Raw genomic sequence first — 14,514 nt, forward strand, 5'->3', positions numbered from 1 at the left:
TTGTCGCTCCAGCTGGCGCCGCGCCTTCTACACTCGCCCCCATGTCCAGCGCTCCCCTGACCTTGTTGTTTGCCGTCGCCCTGGTGGCCTCCCTGCTCGTGAAGCTGTGGCTCGCCACCCGGCAGATGCGCCACGTGGCGGCCCACCGGCAAACCGTGCCCGAGGCCTTTGCCGGCTCGGTCAGCCTGCAGGCGCACCAGAAGGCGGCCGACTACACCCTGGCCAAGGGCCGCTTCAGCCTGCTGAGCATGGCTTTCGGGACGGTGGTGCTGCTGGGCTGGACGCTGCTGGGCGGCCTCGATGCGCTGAACGCCGCGGTGCGCGATGCCGTCATGCCCCGCTGGGGCGGCATGGCCTACCAGCTCGCGCTGTTGGCTGCCTTCACCCTCATCTCCGGCCTGCTGGACCTGCCGTTCGAGCTCTACAGCACCTTCCGCATCGAGCAGCGTTTCGGCTTCAACCGCATGACCTGGCGGCTGTACCTGGCCGACATGGCCAAGGGCCTGGTGTTGGGCGCGGTGATCGGCCTGCCGCTGGCCGCCCTCATCCTCTGGATCATGGGTGCCACCGGCGGCCTGTGGTGGCTGTGGGCCTGGGTGGCCTGGACGGGTTTCCAGCTGCTGATGCTGCTGATCTACCCCACGGTGATCGCCCCGATGTTCAACAAGTTCCAGCCGCTGCCCGACGAGCCCTTGCGCGAGCGGGTGCAGTCGCTGATGCAGCGCTGTGGCTTCGCCGCCAAGGGCCTGTTCGTGATGGATGGCAGCCGGCGCTCGGCACACGCCAATGCCTACTTCACCGGCCTGGGCCGCTCCAAGCGGGTGGTGTTCTTCGACACCTTGCTCAAGCAGCTGACGCCTGGCGAAGTGGAAGCGGTGCTCGCACATGAGCTGGGCCACTTCAAGCACCGCCATGTGCTCAAGCGCATGCTGGGCATGTTCGCCTTCAGCCTGCTGGCACTGGGCGTGCTGGGCTGGCTGGCCAACCAGGCCTGGTTCTACACCAGCCTCGGTGTGCAGCCGAACGTGAACGCGCCCAACGACGCGCTGGCCCTGCTGCTGTTCATGCTCGCCGTGCCGGTGTTTGCCTTCTTCGTGTCGCCGCTGCTCGCGCGGCTGTCGCGCAAGCATGAATTCGAGGCCGACGCCTTCGCCTGCGCCCAGGCGAGCGGCAAGGACCTCGCCAGTGCCCTGCTCAAGCTGCACGAGGACAACGCCGGTACGCTGACACCCGACCCGCTGTACGTGCGCTTCTACTATTCCCATCCACCCGCCTCCGAGCGGCTCAGCGCGCTGAAAGGCGCTTGACGATGGTGCTGAAGGAGCAGCACTGCCAGCCGCAACAGGGCCCAGCCCTGGACCCGGCCCAGACTGGCGCGTTGCTCGCGCAAGCGCCTGGGTGGACGGTGGTGGCTGGCTCAACGATCGAACGCGAATTCAGCTTCCCGGATTTCCATCGGACGATGGCGTTCGTGAATGCCGTGGCCTGGATCGCCCATGTGCAGGACCACCATCCAGAGCTGCGCGTCAGCTACACGCGCTGTACCGTGCGCTACACCACCCATTCGGTGAATGGCCTGTCCATCAACGATTTCATCTGCGCGGCCCAGGTCGACGCCTTGCTGCCTTGAACAAGACCGTCGAACTCGACCTCGGCCTGGTGGTGGCCGCCCACGGCCGCCATTTCATCGTGGAGACGCCGGAAGGCCGGCGCCTGATCTGCCACCCGCGCGGCAAAAAGAGCGACTGTGTGGTGGGGGACCGGGTGCGCTGGATGCCGGTGGGCGCGGCCAGCGACGCCGAAGGCGTGATCGAGCACATCGAGGCACGCCGCAACCTGCTGTTCCGGCAGGACGAGTGGCGCACCAAATCCTTCGCGGCCAACTTGGACCAGCTGATGGTGCTGGTGGCCGGCGAGCCGATGTTCAGCGAAAGCCAGCTGACCCGTGCCTTGATCGCGGCCGAAAGCGCCGGCATCCCGGCGTGCATCGTGCTGAACAAGATCGACCTGCCGGCAGCCGCCGCGGCGCGCGAGCGGCTGCAGCCGTATCGCGCCATGGGGATCGAGCTGCTGGAGCTGTCGCTCAAGGCCCGCCGCGAGGACGCGATGGCGATCCTGCAGCCGAAGCTCCAGGGGCGAACCACACTTGTGCTGGGGCCCAGCGGCACCGGCAAGAGCACCCTGATCAACCACATGGTGCCCAACGCTGCGGCCGAGGTGGGGGAGATCTCCCAGGCGCTCAACTCGGGCCGCCACACCACCACCACCACGCGCTGGTACTGGATCGACGAGGCACGCACCAGCGCGCTGATCGATTCACCCGGCTTCCAGGAATTCGGCATGCGCCACATCGAGGCACAGCAGCTGGCGTTGCTGATGCCAGACCTGCGGGCACATGTGGGCGAATGCCGGTTCTACAACTGCACCCACCGGCAGGAGCCCGGCTGCGGCGTGCGCGCCGCGCTGGAGCGGGGCGAGATCAGCCCGGCGCGCTACCGCATCTACGGCGAGATCCACGAGGAACTGACCCAACCGCCGCGTTGGTGACCGAAGCCGCTGCGCGCCAGGCTGGCCGCGGCTAGCCCACCAGATGGGCGACCCAGAGCAGGGCCACCAGCAACATCCACAGCACCACCGATCGCCACACCAGGCCGACCACGCTTTGCAGGTGGCCCTGCACGGGAGGCATGCCGGCCGTCGAACCGGCCGAACCCACCGTCTCGGGTGCGACGCCACTCGCAAAGGTCTTGGAGCGGTCCGGCGTCACGCCGGGGGGCGCAGCACCGCCGAGCTGCACACCCACCGCGCCGGCAGCTGCGGCCAGGATGACACCTTCGTTTTCATGCTTCCACAGGCTGGCGTCACGGCGCCAGCCGGCCACCGCCTCCTCGAAGTTGCCGACGACGGCAAAGCCGAAGGCGGTGAGGCGCGCCGGGATGTGGTCGATCGCACTGAACAGGCGCTGCGACAGGGCCATCAGGCGTTCGTTGGTGGGCGCGTCCAGCGCGCGGCTCTTGAAGGCCCAGTAGCGGCCGGCGAACTCCGCCATGCGGTACAGCAGCGCACCGGCCGGGCCGGCGCCCACCGCCGACAGCACCACGAACCAGAAGAACACGCCGAACACGTGCCGGTGCGCGGCCAGCAGCGAGTGTTCAATCACATGGCGCAGCAGTTCGGTGCGCGGCAGTTCGCTGGTGTCCAGGTGGCGCCATTCGGCGAGCAGCCGGCGCGCTTCCGATTCATCGCCCCTATCCAGCGCATCGCGGATGTCGGTGAAGTAGTGGCTGAACTGGCGGAACCCCAGCGTGAGGTACAGCACCGCCACATCGAACACGAAGGCACCGATGAGGGTGAAGTGCACGATGGCCAGGTACAGGCCGATGGTCACCGCGGTGGGCACCAGCACGGTGACGCACCACACCACCCAGGCGTGATGTTCCTTGCCGGCGTCGAAGTTGCGCCCCGTCCAGCCGACCCAGGAGATCAGCGTGTCGTGCACCCAGTTGTCACGCGGCAGGGGCTTGAGCTGCTCGAGCATCAAGGCGAGCAGAACGGCGAAGAAGCTCATCGCCGCGCATCATAACGACGCTGTCCGCTCAGGCCGACAGGAAGCGGTAAAGATTGCGCAGCATCGCCGCGGTGGCGCCCCAGATGAAGTAGCGCCGCGCTGTGCCCTGTTCATCGACCGTGTCCCAGGGCATGGACAGGAATTCGCGCTGCACGCCCCCCAGCTCGATGGCATGGCGGCGGTGGTTGGCCGGGTTCATCAGGAAGGCCAGGGGCACCTCGAACACCTCGGCCACTTCAAAGGGATCGGGTTGCAAGGCGCGATCCGGCTGCACCAGGCCGATCACCGGCGTGACGATGAAGCCGGTGCCGGTGGTGTAGGTGGGCAGGCTGCCCAGCACATCCACATGCTCGGGCGCCAGGCCGATCTCCTCCTGCGCCTCGCGCAACGCGGTGGCCACGGCGTCTGCGTCATAGGGTTCCGCGCGGCCGCCGGGGAAGCTGATCTGGCCGGCGTGGTCGGTGAGGTGGTCGGTGCGCTGCGTCAGCAGCACGGTGAGCTCCTCGCGCAGCACGATGGGGACCAGCACGCTCGCATGGGCCTGCTTGCGCTCGGTAAAGCGGCGCTCGACCACGATTTCCGGCGACCACACCGGCGGCGCGGTGAAGCGCTGGCGCAGCGCGTGTGGCAGCAGGTCGTGGTCGCCCACCGGCGGCAGGTGCTCGTCGATGCCGATGACCGGCAGCTTCTCGGGATCGAATGAAGTGGCCATGGACTACAAAACAACAAAGCCGCCTGGGCGGTGGACCGCAGGCGGCTTGGTGTCGGACATGAGACCCTGGATCAAGCCTGCTTTTGGCTACGCCGAAAGCAGGCTCATCGCTGGCGCCATGACCGCTGTGCGGTTTCCGACTTCGTCAGGCGAGCTTTTCCTTGATGCGTGCCGACTTGCCGCTGCGCTGGCGCAGGTAGTACAGCTTGGCACGGCGCACATCGCCGCGGCGCTTGACTTCGATCGAGGCGATCAGCGGGCTGTACAGCTGGAACGTGCGCTCCACGCCTTCGCCGCTGGAGATCTTGCGCACGATAAAGCTGGAGTTCAGGCCACGATTGCGCTTGGCGATCACCACGCCTTCGTAGGCCTGCACGCGCTTGCGCGTGCCTTCGACCACGTTGACGTTCACGATCACGGTGTCGCCGGGGGCGAACGCGGGAATCGTCTTGTTCAGGCGAACAATCTCTTCCTGCTCGAGGGTTTGGATCAGATCCACGGGGTTTCTCCTGTGATCATGCCGGCGTGCTGAGGTGGCACCTTCAAAAGCGCCTGCAGCGGGAAAGGGCCCCGCTGCTTGTAGTCCACCCGGCAGAGGATCGAAAAGCCGATGATTATAGCAACAAGCCGGCGAGGTACTGTTCATCGGCCTTGGACAAGCGCCCGGCTGCCCGCGCCGCGGCAATCAGCTCGGGCCGGCGCCGGGCGGTGAGCTCCAGCGACCGCTCGCGCCGCCAGCGGGCGATCTGCGCATGGTGGCCCGACAGCAGCACCACCGGCACAGGCATCGCGCCCTCCGGCGTGTCCAGCACTTCAGGGCGGCTGTAATGCGGGCAGTCCAGCAGGCCGTCGGCAGAAAAGCTGTCCTGCTCGTGCGATTGCGCGTCGTTCAGCACACCCGGCTGCAGCCGGGCGATCGCATCCAGCAGAGCCAGCGCAGGCAGCTCCCCGCCGGAGAGCACAAAGTCGCCCAGGCTCAGTTCCAGGTCCACATGCCGGTCCAGGAAACGCTGGTCCACGCCCTCGTAGCGGCCGCACAGCAGCACCGCCCCCGCCCCGGCGGCCATCTCGCGCACCAAGGCCTGGTCGATGCGGCGGCCGGTGGGGGTGAAGTGCACCAGGGGTGCGGTGGGGGCCTCGGCGCGATCGGCCCGCACCGCGGCCAGCGCGCGCTCCAGCGGCTCGGCCAGCATCACCATGCCGGGGCCGCCGCCATAGGGCCGGTCGTCCACGCGGCGATAGGCATCCTCCGCAAAGTCGCGCAGCGGCCACAGGCGCAGGTCGACCTGGCGGCTTTCGTAGGCGCGCCGGGTCACGCCCAGCTGCAGGTGCGGCGTGAAGAGGTCGGGAAACAGCGTGATGACGTCGAAGCGCATGGCCGCGCTGCCGGACTTCAGTAGTCCAGCCCCCAATCGACGGTGATGCGGCGCTGTGCCATGTTGACGTCATCCACATAGGCGGCGACGAACGGGATCAGGTGCTCGGAGGGCGGATCGCCTTCCTTCACCGCACGCAGCACGGTGTGCGGCCCGGTGTCGATCAGGTCGGCCACCGTGCCCAGCGGCTCGCCCTGCCGGTTGACCACGGCCAGGCCGATCAGGTCGACCCAGTAGTACTCGTCGGTCTCCGCCGGCGGGAAGGTGGCGCGCGAGACGAACACGCGCGCACCCCTGAGCGATTCGGCGGCCGAGCGGTCTTGGACCCCCTCGGCGCTGGCGACCACGGCATCGCCATGGCGGCGGGCCGCGGTGATCTTCAGTTCATGGGGGAGCGGCTTCGCCGCAGTCACCGGCCGGACGGCGCCGGGGCCATCGGCCGGCTTCAGCAACCAATGGCGCGCGGCCAGCAAGGCCTGCGGTTCATTGGAAAAGGGCTGGACCTTGATCCAGCCCTTCACGCCCCAGGCGTCGGCAATGCGGCCGACTTCGACCGCATCCTCCGGCCAGCCTGCGGCCGCCATGGTGCGGTCGGCCTGCAAGCTCAGGCGGCCGGGGTGGCGGCCTTGGCCTGCTCGACCAGGCGGGTGACGGTGGGCGACAGTTGTGCGCCCACGCCGGCCCAGTAGGTCACACGGTCGATCGCCACGCGCAGCGGCTGCTCGCCACCGGAGGCCATCGGGTTGTAGAAGCCCACACGCTCGATGAAGCGGCCGTCGCGGCGCTCACGGGAATCGGACACCACGATGTTGTAGAACGGACGCTTCTTGGCGCCACCACGGGACAGTCGAATCACGACCATGATTTTTCCTTGAGTGTTCGAGGCGACCGCCACACCCAGGAGACACTCAAGGCGAGGCAGTTCAATGAGAGGCGGGCTGCACCAAAGCCCAATCCGCCCCCGCTGTTCGGCTCCGTAGATACGCCGGGCTTTCACCCGACCGGCTCCGAAAACCCTCCATTATAAACTGCTTGCCATGAACCGGTACCGATCGAAGTCGCTCGCCACCTGGATCGCCGTGATCGGCGGCAGCCTGGGGTTGCATCGGTTCTACCTGCACGGCCTTGGTGACCGGCTGGGCTGGCTGCATCCGCTGCCCACCCTGCTTGGGCTCTACGGCATTCGCCGGGTGCAGCAGTTGGGGCAGGACGACCGGCTCTCGTGGCTGCTGATCCCGCTGCTGGGGCTGATGGTGGCGCAGGCCATGCTCACCGCCATCCGCTATGGCCTGACGCCTGACGAAACCTGGGACACCCGCCACAACCCCGGGCTGCCGGTTCACGCCACGCGCTGGGCGCCGGTGCTGGGCGCGATCGCGGCACTGATGGTGGGCGCGGGCGTGCTGATGGCCACCATCGCCTTCAGCGGCCAGCGCTTCTTCGAGTGGCAGACCGAGGAAGCGCGCAAGATCAGCCAATAGGGCCCAGCCGCTAGGCAAACAGCGTCAGGCTCACCCAGTAGAAGATCGCCGCGACGAAGGCGGAGGCCGGGATGGTGAAGATCCAGGCCCACACGATGTTGCCGGCCACGCCCCAGCGCACGGCCGATGCGCGCTGCGTGGAGCCCACGCCGACGATGGCGCCGGTGATGGTATGGGTGGTGGACACCGGCACGCCCATGGCGGTGGCGATGAACAGGGTGATCGCGCCGCCGGTCTCGGCGCAGAAGCCGCCCACGGGCTTGAGCTTGGTGATCTTCTGGCCCATGGTCTTCACGATGCGCCAGCCGCCGAACATGGTGCCAGCCGCGATCGCGATGTAGCAGATCCAGATGGTCCACCAGGGCGGCGCGCTGTCGCCCGCGTTCGCGTAGCCGGCCGCGATCAGCAGCATCCAGATGATGCCGATCGTCTTTTGTGCGTCGTTGCCGCCGTGGCCCAGCGAATACAGGCCGGCCGATACCAGCTGCAGGCGCCGGAACCAGTTGTCCACCTTGAGCGGGGACGTTCGCCTGCAGGTCCAGGCCACGGCCACCATCAGCAACGAGCCGAGCAGGAAGCCGAGCACCGGCGACACGAAGATGAACACCACCGTCTTCACGATGCCGGCGGCGATGAGCTTGCTCGCGCCGGCCTTGGCGATGGCCGCGCCCACGATCCCGCCGATCAGCGCATGCGAGGAGCTCGACGGGATGCCGTACCACCAGGTGATCACGTTCCAGGTGATGGCGCCGATGAGGGCGCCGAACACCACATGGTGGTCCACGATGCCCGGCTCCACGATGCCCTTGCCCACGGTGGCGGCCACCTTGAGCTGGAAGATGAAGATCGCGATGAAGTTGAAACAGGCGGCGAACAGGATGGCGGTCTGCGGCTTGAGCACGCCGGTGGACACCACGGTGGCGATCGAGTTGGCCGCGTCGTGGAATCCGTTCATGAAGTCGAACACCACCGCCAGCACGACCAGCAGCGCCACGACCCAGAAGCTGATCTGGATGACTTCCATGTCAGGCCAGGATCAGGAGTTCTCGAGGACCACGCCCTCGATGAGGTTGGCCACGTCCTCGCAGCGGTCGGAGATGGACTCCAGCTGCTCGTACACCGCCTTCAGCTTGATCAGCTCGCGCACGTCGGGCTGCTCGCGGAACAGCTTGGACATCGCCGAGCGCATCACGCGGTCGGCATCCGACTCCAGCCGGTCGATTTCTTCGCAGGTCTTGATCGCGGCCTCGGCGACCGCGCTCTCGGACAGGCGCGGCAGCAGCGAGACCGCATGCTGCACCCGCTCGCAGCACTTGACCGACAGGTCGGCCAGGCGCAGCACTTCTTCGGTCATCGCCTTCACGTCGTAGAGCGACATGGTTTCGCTGGAGTCCTGCAGCAGGTCGAGGATGTCGTCCATCGCGTTGATCAGGCCGTGGATCTGCTCACGGTCGATCGGCGTGATGAAGGTCTTGTGCAGCAGGCGGCTCACTTCCGCGGTGACCTTGTCGGCCTGGCGCTCCGCCGCGTCCACTTCGGCCGCGTATTTTTCGCGCAGCGAGGGGTCGCTGTAGTTCTGCACCATCAGCATGAAGGCGCGGGCCCCTTCGGCGATCTTGTTGCCGTGCTCGTTGAAAAGCTCGAAAAAATTGCCCTCGCGCGGCAGCAGCTTGCCGAACAGCATGATGGTTCTCCTTGGTTCGGGCGCGATTCTAGAGGCCGGCTTGCGCCGGCAGGCCGCTATCGGTGGCCAGGCTCTCGCGCGGCCCCTGAAAGTCGGCCAGCGCCTGCAGCAGCCGGTGGAAGTCCGCCTCCTGCGCCAGCGGGTTGAACCCGTCCGTGGGCACGGCCAGCACCGGCAATCCCGGCTCCCGCTCGAAATGTTCGGCGTAGGCGGCCGACAGGCGCTCCAAGTAGGCGTCCGGAATCGCCTGTTCCATGTCGATGCCGCGGCGGTGGATGCGCTGCTGCAGCACCGGCGTGGCGGCCTGCAGCCAGATCACCAGGTCGGGTTGCGGCAGGGAGGCGGCCACGTGCTGGTGGATCTGGAGGTAGAGCCGGTACTCGTCGTCCGACAGCGTCAGGCGGGCGAACAGCGCATCCTTGGCGAACATGAAGTCGCTGACGATGCGCGGGCTGAACATGCCCGGCTGCGCCAGCGCCCGGTACTGCTCCACCCGCTGGAACAGGAAGAACAGCTGCGTCTGCAGGGCATAGCGGCTGCCGTCCTCGTAGAAGCGGGCGAGGAAGGGGTTCTCTTCCGGTTTTTCCAGCAAGGGCTCAGCGCCCAGGGTGGCCGCCAGCTTGCGGGCCAGCGAGCTCTTGCCCGCGCCGATCGGGCCCTCGATCGCGATATGGCGAAAACGCCGCACTTCAGCCCCTGAAGATGAAGTACACCGCCCCCACCAGGCACAGCCCGGCCCAGAGGTAGTCCAGCTTGAGCGGCTGGTTCATCACCACCACGGCGAAGGGCATGAACACCGACAAGGTGATCACTTCCTGCGCGATCTTCAGCTGCGCCAGGCTGTAGCCGCCGGCATAACCGATGCGGTTGGCCGGCACCTGCAGCAGGTACTCGAACAGCGCGATGCCCCAGCTCAACAGGGCGGCCACGTACCAGGGGCGATCGGCCAGGCTCTTGAGGTGGCCGTACCAGGCCACCGTCATGAACACGTTGGACAGCAGCAGCAGGCCGAAGGTCTGCACAGGAAGGCTCAGCGAGGGCATCCCGGCATTCTAGGAAGGCCGGCATGCAGGCAGCGCCCGGTGGCCTACGCCAGGCGTTCGATCGGCTGGTCCGCGCAGCGCTGCAGCCACAGGGCCAGCGGCCCCTGCCCAGGGATGACCAGCCCCGGCGCCAGCTCCGCCAACGGCTGCAGCACGAAGGCGCGCAAGTGCAGGCGCGGATGCGGCAGCGTCAGCTCGGGTGTGTCGATCCTGATCTGGTCCACGAGCAGCAGGTCCAGATCCAGCGTGCGCGGGGCATTGCGGTACGGCCGCTGGCGGCCGTGCTGCTGCTCGATTGCCTGCAGCGCGGCCAGCAAAGCCTGTGGTGACAAGCCGGTGCGCAGTTGCGCCACCGCATTCACGAAGTCCGGCCCACCGGCGTCCACCGGCGCGGAACGGTACAGGGAGGACAAGCTCATCGCCTCCACGCCCGGCACGCGGGCGATGGCCGCGGCAGCGTCGCGCACCGTGGCCGCCGGGTCGCCCAGGTTGGCGCCCAGGCCCACGAAGGCGGTGTGCGGCACCGCCGGGTCGTTCAAGCGCCCTCGCCGCCCGGGCTGTCGGACACCACGGGCGCACCCTCGCCCCCCGAGCGGCCGCCGGGCTTGCGGCGGCGGCGACGCTTTTTCTTGGCGGGCGCGGAATCCGCCTCGGGCGCATCCGAGTGGGCGGCGCCACCGGCTGCACGGCGCGGATGGCCGCTTTCACGCGCAGCTGCAAGCAGGCCTTCACGCTCCTCCGGCGTGCCCAGGGCGAAATCCTCCCACCAGTCGGCCAGCTCGGCGGGTGCTTCACCCGCGTCGGCGCGCAGGCGCAGGAAGTCGAACCCGGCGCGGAAACGCGGCTGCTCCACCAGGGTGTAGGGCCCCTGCCCCACGCGGCGCTCGAAGCGAGGCTGCATCATCCAGATCTCGCGCATGTCGGCGGCCAGCTTGCCACGGCCGGAGATGTCGCCGATGCGGGCGTCGAACACCGCATCGATCGCCTGCTGCAGCGCCGGGAATCCGGGCTCGCCGGCGGACTTGAGCTTGTTCCAGCGGTCCAGCACGTCGTGCCAGAGCATGCAGGCCAGCAGGAAGCTGGGGGCGACCGAGCGGCCCTCCTCGACCCGGCGGTCGGTGTCGCTCATCGCCAGGTGCACGAACTTCTCGCGCCCGTCGTGGCGGTGGGCTTCGTCCAGCAACACGTCGATCACCGGGAACACACCTCGGTGCAGGCCCTGTTTGCGCAGCTCCTCCAGGCTGCTCAGCGCGTGGCCGGTCTGCAGCAGCTTGATCATCTCGTCGAACATGCGCGAGGGCGGCACGTTGTCCAGCAGGGCGGCCATGCGCTGGATGGGCGCGCGGGTCTTCTCCTCGATGTCGAAGCCCAGCTTGGCGGCAAAACGCACCGCACGGATGATGCGCACCGGGTCCTCGCGGTAGCGGGTCTCCGGGTCGCCGATCATCCGCAGCAGGCGCTTCTTGGCGTCCTTGATGCCGCCGTGGTAATCCACCACGATCTGCGTCTGCGGGTCGTAGTACATCGCGTTGACCGTGAAGTCGCGGCGCGCGGCATCCTCGATCTGCGGGCCCCAGACGTTGTCGCGCAGCACGCGGCCGCTGGCGTCCACTGCATGGCTCTTGCCGGCCAGGTCCTCGCGGGAGGTCTTCTCGTTGCCTTCCACCTGCTCGGAGGCGGTGTTGTCCATGTAGGCGCGGAAGGTGGATACCTCGATCACCTCATGGTCGCGCCCGCGCCCATGCACCACGTGCACGATGCGGAAGCGCCGGCCGATGATGAAGGCACGCCGGAACAGCGCCTTCACCTGCTCGGGCGTGGCGTTGGTGGCCACGTCGAAGTCCTTGGGGCGGCGGCCCACCAGCAGGTCGCGCACGGCGCCGCCCACGATGTAGGCCTCATGGCCGGCGTCTTGCAGGGTGCGCACCACCTTGATGGCGCGCTCGTCCACCAGCGCGGGGTCGATGCCGTGTTCGGCCACGGGCACTTCGGTGCGCTTGCCCAGGGGGATCTTCGGGCCCTTCTTCTTGTCGTCGCCCGCTTCGGTCTTGCCAAGCAGCTTGTTGATGAGTTTCTTGATCATTCGAAGAGCTTCAGGATGGGCCAGCCACGCTGGCGGGCGATCTGCTCCAGCGCGGGGCTGGGATTGGTGGCCACCGGGTGGCTCACGCGTTCGAGCAACGGCAGGTCGTTGGTCGAATCGCTGTAGAAGGTGATGCGCTCGAACTGGTCCCAACTGTGCGCGCGTTGGTCCAGCCAGTCGAGCACGCGCTGGATCTTGCCCTCGCGGAAGGTGGGCACGCCGTGGATCTTGCCGGTGACGCGGCCTTCGCCGTCGCGCTGCAGTTCCAGCGCAATGAGCTCGGCCACGCCGAAGGCATCGGCGATCGGGCGGGTGACGAATTCGTTGGTGGCGGTGACGATGGCCACCAGGTCGCCAGCCTGCTGGTGGCGCTGCACCAGCGCCAGCGCTTCGGGCCGCAGCGAGGGCGCCATCTCCTCGCGCATGAAGCGTTCACGCATCGCTTGCGCTTCGTCCGGATGGCGGTCTCGCCAGGCCGAGGTGGCGAAGTCCAGGTAGGCCTCCAGGTTCAGCGTGCCGTCCAGGTACTGCGCGTAGAACGCGTCGTTGCGCCGCTTGAACTCGTCGCCGTTGGCCCAGCCGGCCCGCACCAGGAAATCGCCAAAGGCGTGGTCGGAATCTACCGGGATCAGCGTGCCGTCCAGGTCAAACAGGGTGAGATTCTTCATGCCGCTCCCTCCTCGGCCAGCATGCTCTTGAGCAGCGGCACGGTGATGCCGCGCTGGTGCGACAGGGCAAACACGTCCAGCCGGTCGAGCAGGCGCATCAGGTGCTTGAGGTCGCGGGCGAAACGGGTCAACAGGTAGTCCATCACATCGTCGGAGAGAAAGATGCCGCGGCGGTCGGCCTCGCGGCGCAGCGCGGCACGCGCCTGGTCCTCGGCCAGCGGCTCCAGGGCGAACACATGGCCCCAGCCGAGCCGGGTGCGCAGGTCGTCGCGCACCGGCAGGTCCACCGGCGGCACGCGACCGGCGGCCACCAGCTGCACGCCCAGCGTCACGGCCTCCACGAAGACCGTGAACGCGGCCTGCTGCTGCTGGGCGTCGAAATCCTGGCAGTCGTCCAGCAGCACCAGCGACCAGGCCTCGTCCACCGGCCAGGGCACCTCGCTGCGCGCATCGAACCAGCCCACCCGCTCGCCGGCGTTCTGGCGCTCGGCGGCCAGGGCACGCATCAGGTGCGTCTTGCCGGTGCCGGAGGGCCCCCACAGGTACACCGGCGCCGCCACGTCCTGCAGGTTGCGCAGGTGCTGCACGGCCGCGCCGTTGGCGCCCGTGACGTAGCTTTCGAAGCTGGGCGACGCCTCCGGGAAGATGGCCAACGGAATCTGTTTCATCCCAGGTACAACCGGCTGCCCAGGTACAGGCCCTGCACCCGGCGCACCGCCACCAGCATCACCGCGCTGACCGGCAAGGCGATCAGCACGCCGACAAAACCGAAGAGCTCGCCAAACGCCAACAGCGCAAACACCACCGCCAGCGGGCTCAGGCCAATGCGCTCGCCCACCAGCCGCGGGGTGAGGTAGAAGCTTTCCAGCAGCTGCCCGAAGCCGTACACCACCGCCACGCTCCCCAGCCCGTACCAGCCGCCGAACTGCAGCAGCGCCGCCACCAGCGCCAGCGCCAGGCCCAGGCCGAACCCGAGGTAGGGGATGAAGACCAGCAAGCCGGTGATCACACCCACCGGCAACGCCAGGTGAAAACCGAACAGCGCCAGGCCGACCGCGTAGTACAGCGCCAGCAGCAACATCACCAGCAGCTGGCCGCGCAGGTACTGGCCCAGCACCTGGTCGCATTCCCCCATGAAGGACGCAAAGCGCTCGCGCTGGCGCGGCGGCACCAGCATCTGCAGCTGCACCGCGATGCGCGGCCAGTCCATCAGCAGGTAGAACAGCACCAGCGGCACCAGCACCGCATTGCCCACGATCGCCAGCACGTAGCTGCCGCCGATGCGCGCGGAAGCGAAGGCACGGGACAGCCAGTCGTCCGAATTCGCGTCCCAGTGCTTGACGATGAAGTCGCGCACGCTGTTCATGTCGAAGGAGACCTGCACACCGTACTGGGCCAGCCAGGGTGTCAGGGTGGCATCGAGCCGGTCCACCAACAGGGGCAGCTGTTCCTTCAGCAGCGGCAGCTCGCGCGTGAGCACCGGCACGATCAGCAGCAGCAGCGCCAGCACCACGGTGATGGCGGCGGTTTCCACCAGCAGCACCGCCAGCGGCCGGCGCCACCCCCGGCGCACCAGGCGCTCCACCGCCGGCAACAGCGCGTAGGCCAGGCCGGCACCGACGATGAAGGGGGTGAGCACCGGCGCCAGCCGCCACAGCAACAGGCAGGCCACCAGGCCGATGGCGGCCCAGCTGAGGGTCTGGCGTTGGGTGGCGGTGAGCGACATGGTGGCGAGGGGCCGCGAGCCGCTCGCGAGGGGCACAGGGAGCCGGCAGGCGGGCGCCATTCTATGTGGCGGCCGTCCGGGCACGGCCATCACCACGGCGAGCCTGCCGCCGGGTAGGCCGCCGGTGCGCTGTGCCAGCCCGCCGGCAGGAGCCGGCCCGGCCGCTCGTTCAC

General features: G+C 68.1%; 19 protein-coding genes. 4 read left to right on the forward strand and 15 right to left on the reverse strand.

The features are described from left to right. Positions 1 to 41 precede the first annotated feature (41 nt). From VPH43_RS04975 to rsgA, 3 genes are read left to right on the forward strand one after another with little or no spacing between them, the layout of a single operon-like run. Positions 42 to 1,307, forward strand: coding sequence for a M48 family metallopeptidase (locus VPH43_RS04975; protein ID WP_328576549.1), 1,266 nt, complete (start codon positions 42 to 44; stop codon positions 1,305 to 1,307). 2 nt (positions 1,308 to 1,309) lie between these two features. Then, positions 1,310 to 1,630 carry a 4a-hydroxytetrahydrobiopterin dehydratase gene (locus tag VPH43_RS04980; protein ID WP_328576550.1) on the forward strand — a complete coding sequence of 107 codons (321 nt, stop codon included), beginning with the start codon at positions 1,310 to 1,312 and terminating at the stop codon, positions 1,628 to 1,630. Then, positions 1,627 to 2,547, forward strand: a complete 921-nt coding sequence (gene rsgA, locus VPH43_RS04985) for a ribosome small subunit-dependent GTPase A (protein ID WP_328576551.1) — start codon at positions 1,627 to 1,629, stop codon at positions 2,545 to 2,547. Before VPH43_RS04980 ends, rsgA begins: the two co-directional genes overlap by 4 nt. A gap of 31 nt (positions 2,548 to 2,578) precedes the next feature. Here the strand turns inward: rsgA and VPH43_RS04990 are convergent, their stop codons facing one another. From VPH43_RS04990 to rpsP, 6 genes are all read right to left on the reverse strand, one after another. Continuing rightward, positions 2,579 to 3,568 carry a CobD/CbiB family protein gene (locus VPH43_RS04990; protein ID WP_328576552.1) on the reverse strand — a complete coding sequence of 330 codons (990 nt, stop codon included), beginning with the start codon at positions 3,566 to 3,568 and terminating at the stop codon, positions 2,579 to 2,581. 28 nt (positions 3,569 to 3,596) lie between these two features. Beyond that, positions 3,597 to 4,280: a CoA pyrophosphatase gene (locus VPH43_RS04995; protein ID WP_328576553.1), complete on the reverse strand. Its 684-nt coding sequence runs from the start codon at positions 4,278 to 4,280 to the stop codon at positions 3,597 to 3,599. 145 nt (positions 4,281 to 4,425) lie between these two features. Next, complete coding sequence (gene rplS / locus VPH43_RS05000) at positions 4,426 to 4,779, reverse strand: 50S ribosomal protein L19 (protein WP_328576554.1); 354 nt, start codon at positions 4,777 to 4,779, stop codon at positions 4,426 to 4,428. 115 nt (positions 4,780 to 4,894) lie between these two features. Next, positions 4,895 to 5,656, reverse strand: a complete 762-nt coding sequence (gene trmD, locus VPH43_RS05005; protein WP_328576555.1) for a tRNA (guanosine(37)-N1)-methyltransferase TrmD — start codon at positions 5,654 to 5,656, stop codon at positions 4,895 to 4,897. Between the two features lie 17 nt (positions 5,657 to 5,673). Beyond that, complete coding sequence (gene rimM / locus VPH43_RS05010; RefSeq protein WP_328576840.1) at positions 5,674 to 6,240, reverse strand: ribosome maturation factor RimM; 567 nt, start codon at positions 6,238 to 6,240, stop codon at positions 5,674 to 5,676. 20 nt (positions 6,241 to 6,260) lie between these two features. Continuing rightward, positions 6,261 to 6,518, reverse strand: coding sequence for a 30S ribosomal protein S16 (gene rpsP / locus VPH43_RS05015; RefSeq protein WP_328576556.1), 258 nt, complete (start codon positions 6,516 to 6,518; stop codon positions 6,261 to 6,263). 175 nt (positions 6,519 to 6,693) lie between these two features. Here rpsP and VPH43_RS05020 point away from each other — a divergent pair, with 175 nt between their 5' ends. Beyond that, on the forward strand, positions 6,694 to 7,137 hold the full coding sequence (locus tag VPH43_RS05020) for a hypothetical protein (RefSeq protein ID WP_328576557.1): 444 nt from the start codon (positions 6,694 to 6,696) through the stop codon (positions 7,135 to 7,137). Positions 7,138 to 7,147: 10 nt separating this feature from the next. Here the strand turns inward: VPH43_RS05020 and VPH43_RS05025 are convergent, their stop codons facing one another. From VPH43_RS05025 to VPH43_RS05065, 9 genes are read right to left on the reverse strand one after another with little or no spacing between them, the layout of a single operon-like run. Beyond that, entirely contained in the window at positions 7,148 to 8,161 is a 1,014-nt protein-coding gene (locus VPH43_RS05025; protein ID WP_328576558.1) for an inorganic phosphate transporter, read from the reverse strand. 12 nt (positions 8,162 to 8,173) lie between these two features. After that, a complete protein-coding gene (locus VPH43_RS05030; RefSeq protein ID WP_328576559.1) occupies positions 8,174 to 8,821 on the reverse strand; it encodes a DUF47 domain-containing protein in 648 nt (215 codons plus the stop codon). Positions 8,822 to 8,849: 28 nt separating this feature from the next. After that, the gene (locus tag VPH43_RS05035; RefSeq protein ID WP_328576560.1) at positions 8,850 to 9,509 is read right to left on the reverse strand and encodes a deoxynucleoside kinase; all 660 of its coding nucleotides are present in this window, start codon (positions 9,507 to 9,509) and stop codon (positions 8,850 to 8,852) included. Position 9,510: 1 nt separating this feature from the next. Next, a complete protein-coding gene (locus VPH43_RS05040) occupies positions 9,511 to 9,864 on the reverse strand; it encodes a DMT family protein (RefSeq protein WP_328576561.1) in 354 nt (117 codons plus the stop codon). 44 nt (positions 9,865 to 9,908) lie between these two features. Further along, positions 9,909 to 10,403, reverse strand: a complete 495-nt coding sequence (folK, locus tag VPH43_RS05045) for a 2-amino-4-hydroxy-6-hydroxymethyldihydropteridine diphosphokinase (protein ID WP_328576562.1) — start codon at positions 10,401 to 10,403, stop codon at positions 9,909 to 9,911. Continuing rightward, positions 10,400 to 11,947, reverse strand: a complete 1,548-nt coding sequence (pcnB, locus tag VPH43_RS05050) for a polynucleotide adenylyltransferase PcnB (protein ID WP_328576563.1) — start codon at positions 11,945 to 11,947, stop codon at positions 10,400 to 10,402. Before pcnB ends, folK begins: the two co-directional genes overlap by 4 nt. Continuing rightward, the gene (locus VPH43_RS05055) at positions 11,944 to 12,615 is read right to left on the reverse strand and encodes an HAD family hydrolase (RefSeq protein ID WP_328576564.1); all 672 of its coding nucleotides are present in this window, start codon (positions 12,613 to 12,615) and stop codon (positions 11,944 to 11,946) included. Before VPH43_RS05055 ends, pcnB begins: the two co-directional genes overlap by 4 nt. Beyond that, entirely contained in the window at positions 12,612 to 13,283 is a 672-nt protein-coding gene (gene hda, locus VPH43_RS05060) for a DnaA regulatory inactivator Hda (RefSeq protein WP_328576565.1), read from the reverse strand. Before hda ends, VPH43_RS05055 begins: the two co-directional genes overlap by 4 nt. Continuing rightward, on the reverse strand, positions 13,280 to 14,341 hold the full coding sequence (locus VPH43_RS05065; protein ID WP_328576566.1) for an AI-2E family transporter: 1,062 nt from the start codon (positions 14,339 to 14,341) through the stop codon (positions 13,280 to 13,282). The genes hda and VPH43_RS05065 overlap by 4 nt, the downstream gene beginning before the upstream one ends. Positions 14,342 to 14,514 lie beyond the last annotated feature (173 nt).

Source organism: Ideonella sp. BN130291 (assembly GCF_036231905.1).
Lineage (GTDB): Bacteria > Pseudomonadota > Gammaproteobacteria > Burkholderiales > Burkholderiaceae_C > CAMLIZ01.

Excerpts from the sequence above, each read along its gene's own strand:
- rimM (WP_328576840.1), bottom strand. The coding sequence starts at position 6,240 with ATGGCGGCCGCAGGCTGGCCGGAGGATGCGGTCGAAGTCGGCCGCATT.
- VPH43_RS05020 (WP_328576557.1), top strand. The coding sequence starts at position 6,694 with ATGAACCGGTACCGATCGAAGTCGCTCGCCACCTGGATCGCCGTGATC.
- VPH43_RS05030 (WP_328576559.1), bottom strand. The coding sequence starts at position 8,821 with ATGCTGTTCGGCAAGCTGCTGCCGCGCGAGGGCAATTTTTTCGAGCTT.
- pcnB (WP_328576563.1), bottom strand. The coding sequence starts at position 11,947 with ATGATCAAGAAACTCATCAACAAGCTGCTTGGCAAGACCGAAGCGGGC.
- trmD (WP_328576555.1), bottom strand. The coding sequence starts at position 5,656 with ATGCGCTTCGACGTCATCACGCTGTTTCCCGACCTCTTCACGCCGCAC.
- VPH43_RS04980 (WP_328576550.1), top strand. The coding sequence starts at position 1,310 with ATGGTGCTGAAGGAGCAGCACTGCCAGCCGCAACAGGGCCCAGCCCTG.
- VPH43_RS05040 (WP_328576561.1), bottom strand. The coding sequence starts at position 9,864 with ATGCCCTCGCTGAGCCTTCCTGTGCAGACCTTCGGCCTGCTGCTGCTG.
- rpsP (WP_328576556.1), bottom strand. The coding sequence starts at position 6,518 with ATGGTCGTGATTCGACTGTCCCGTGGTGGCGCCAAGAAGCGTCCGTTC.
- VPH43_RS05065 (WP_328576566.1), bottom strand. The coding sequence starts at position 14,341 with ATGTCGCTCACCGCCACCCAACGCCAGACCCTCAGCTGGGCCGCCATC.
- hda (WP_328576565.1), bottom strand. The coding sequence starts at position 13,283 with ATGAAACAGATTCCGTTGGCCATCTTCCCGGAGGCGTCGCCCAGCTTC.
- VPH43_RS05025 (WP_328576558.1), bottom strand. The coding sequence starts at position 8,161 with ATGGAAGTCATCCAGATCAGCTTCTGGGTCGTGGCGCTGCTGGTCGTG.
- VPH43_RS05055 (WP_328576564.1), bottom strand. The coding sequence starts at position 12,615 with ATGAAGAATCTCACCCTGTTTGACCTGGACGGCACGCTGATCCCGGTA.
- VPH43_RS04975 (WP_328576549.1), top strand. The coding sequence starts at position 42 with ATGTCCAGCGCTCCCCTGACCTTGTTGTTTGCCGTCGCCCTGGTGGCC.
- VPH43_RS04990 (WP_328576552.1), bottom strand. The coding sequence starts at position 3,568 with ATGAGCTTCTTCGCCGTTCTGCTCGCCTTGATGCTCGAGCAGCTCAAG.
- VPH43_RS04995 (WP_328576553.1), bottom strand. The coding sequence starts at position 4,280 with ATGGCCACTTCATTCGATCCCGAGAAGCTGCCGGTCATCGGCATCGAC.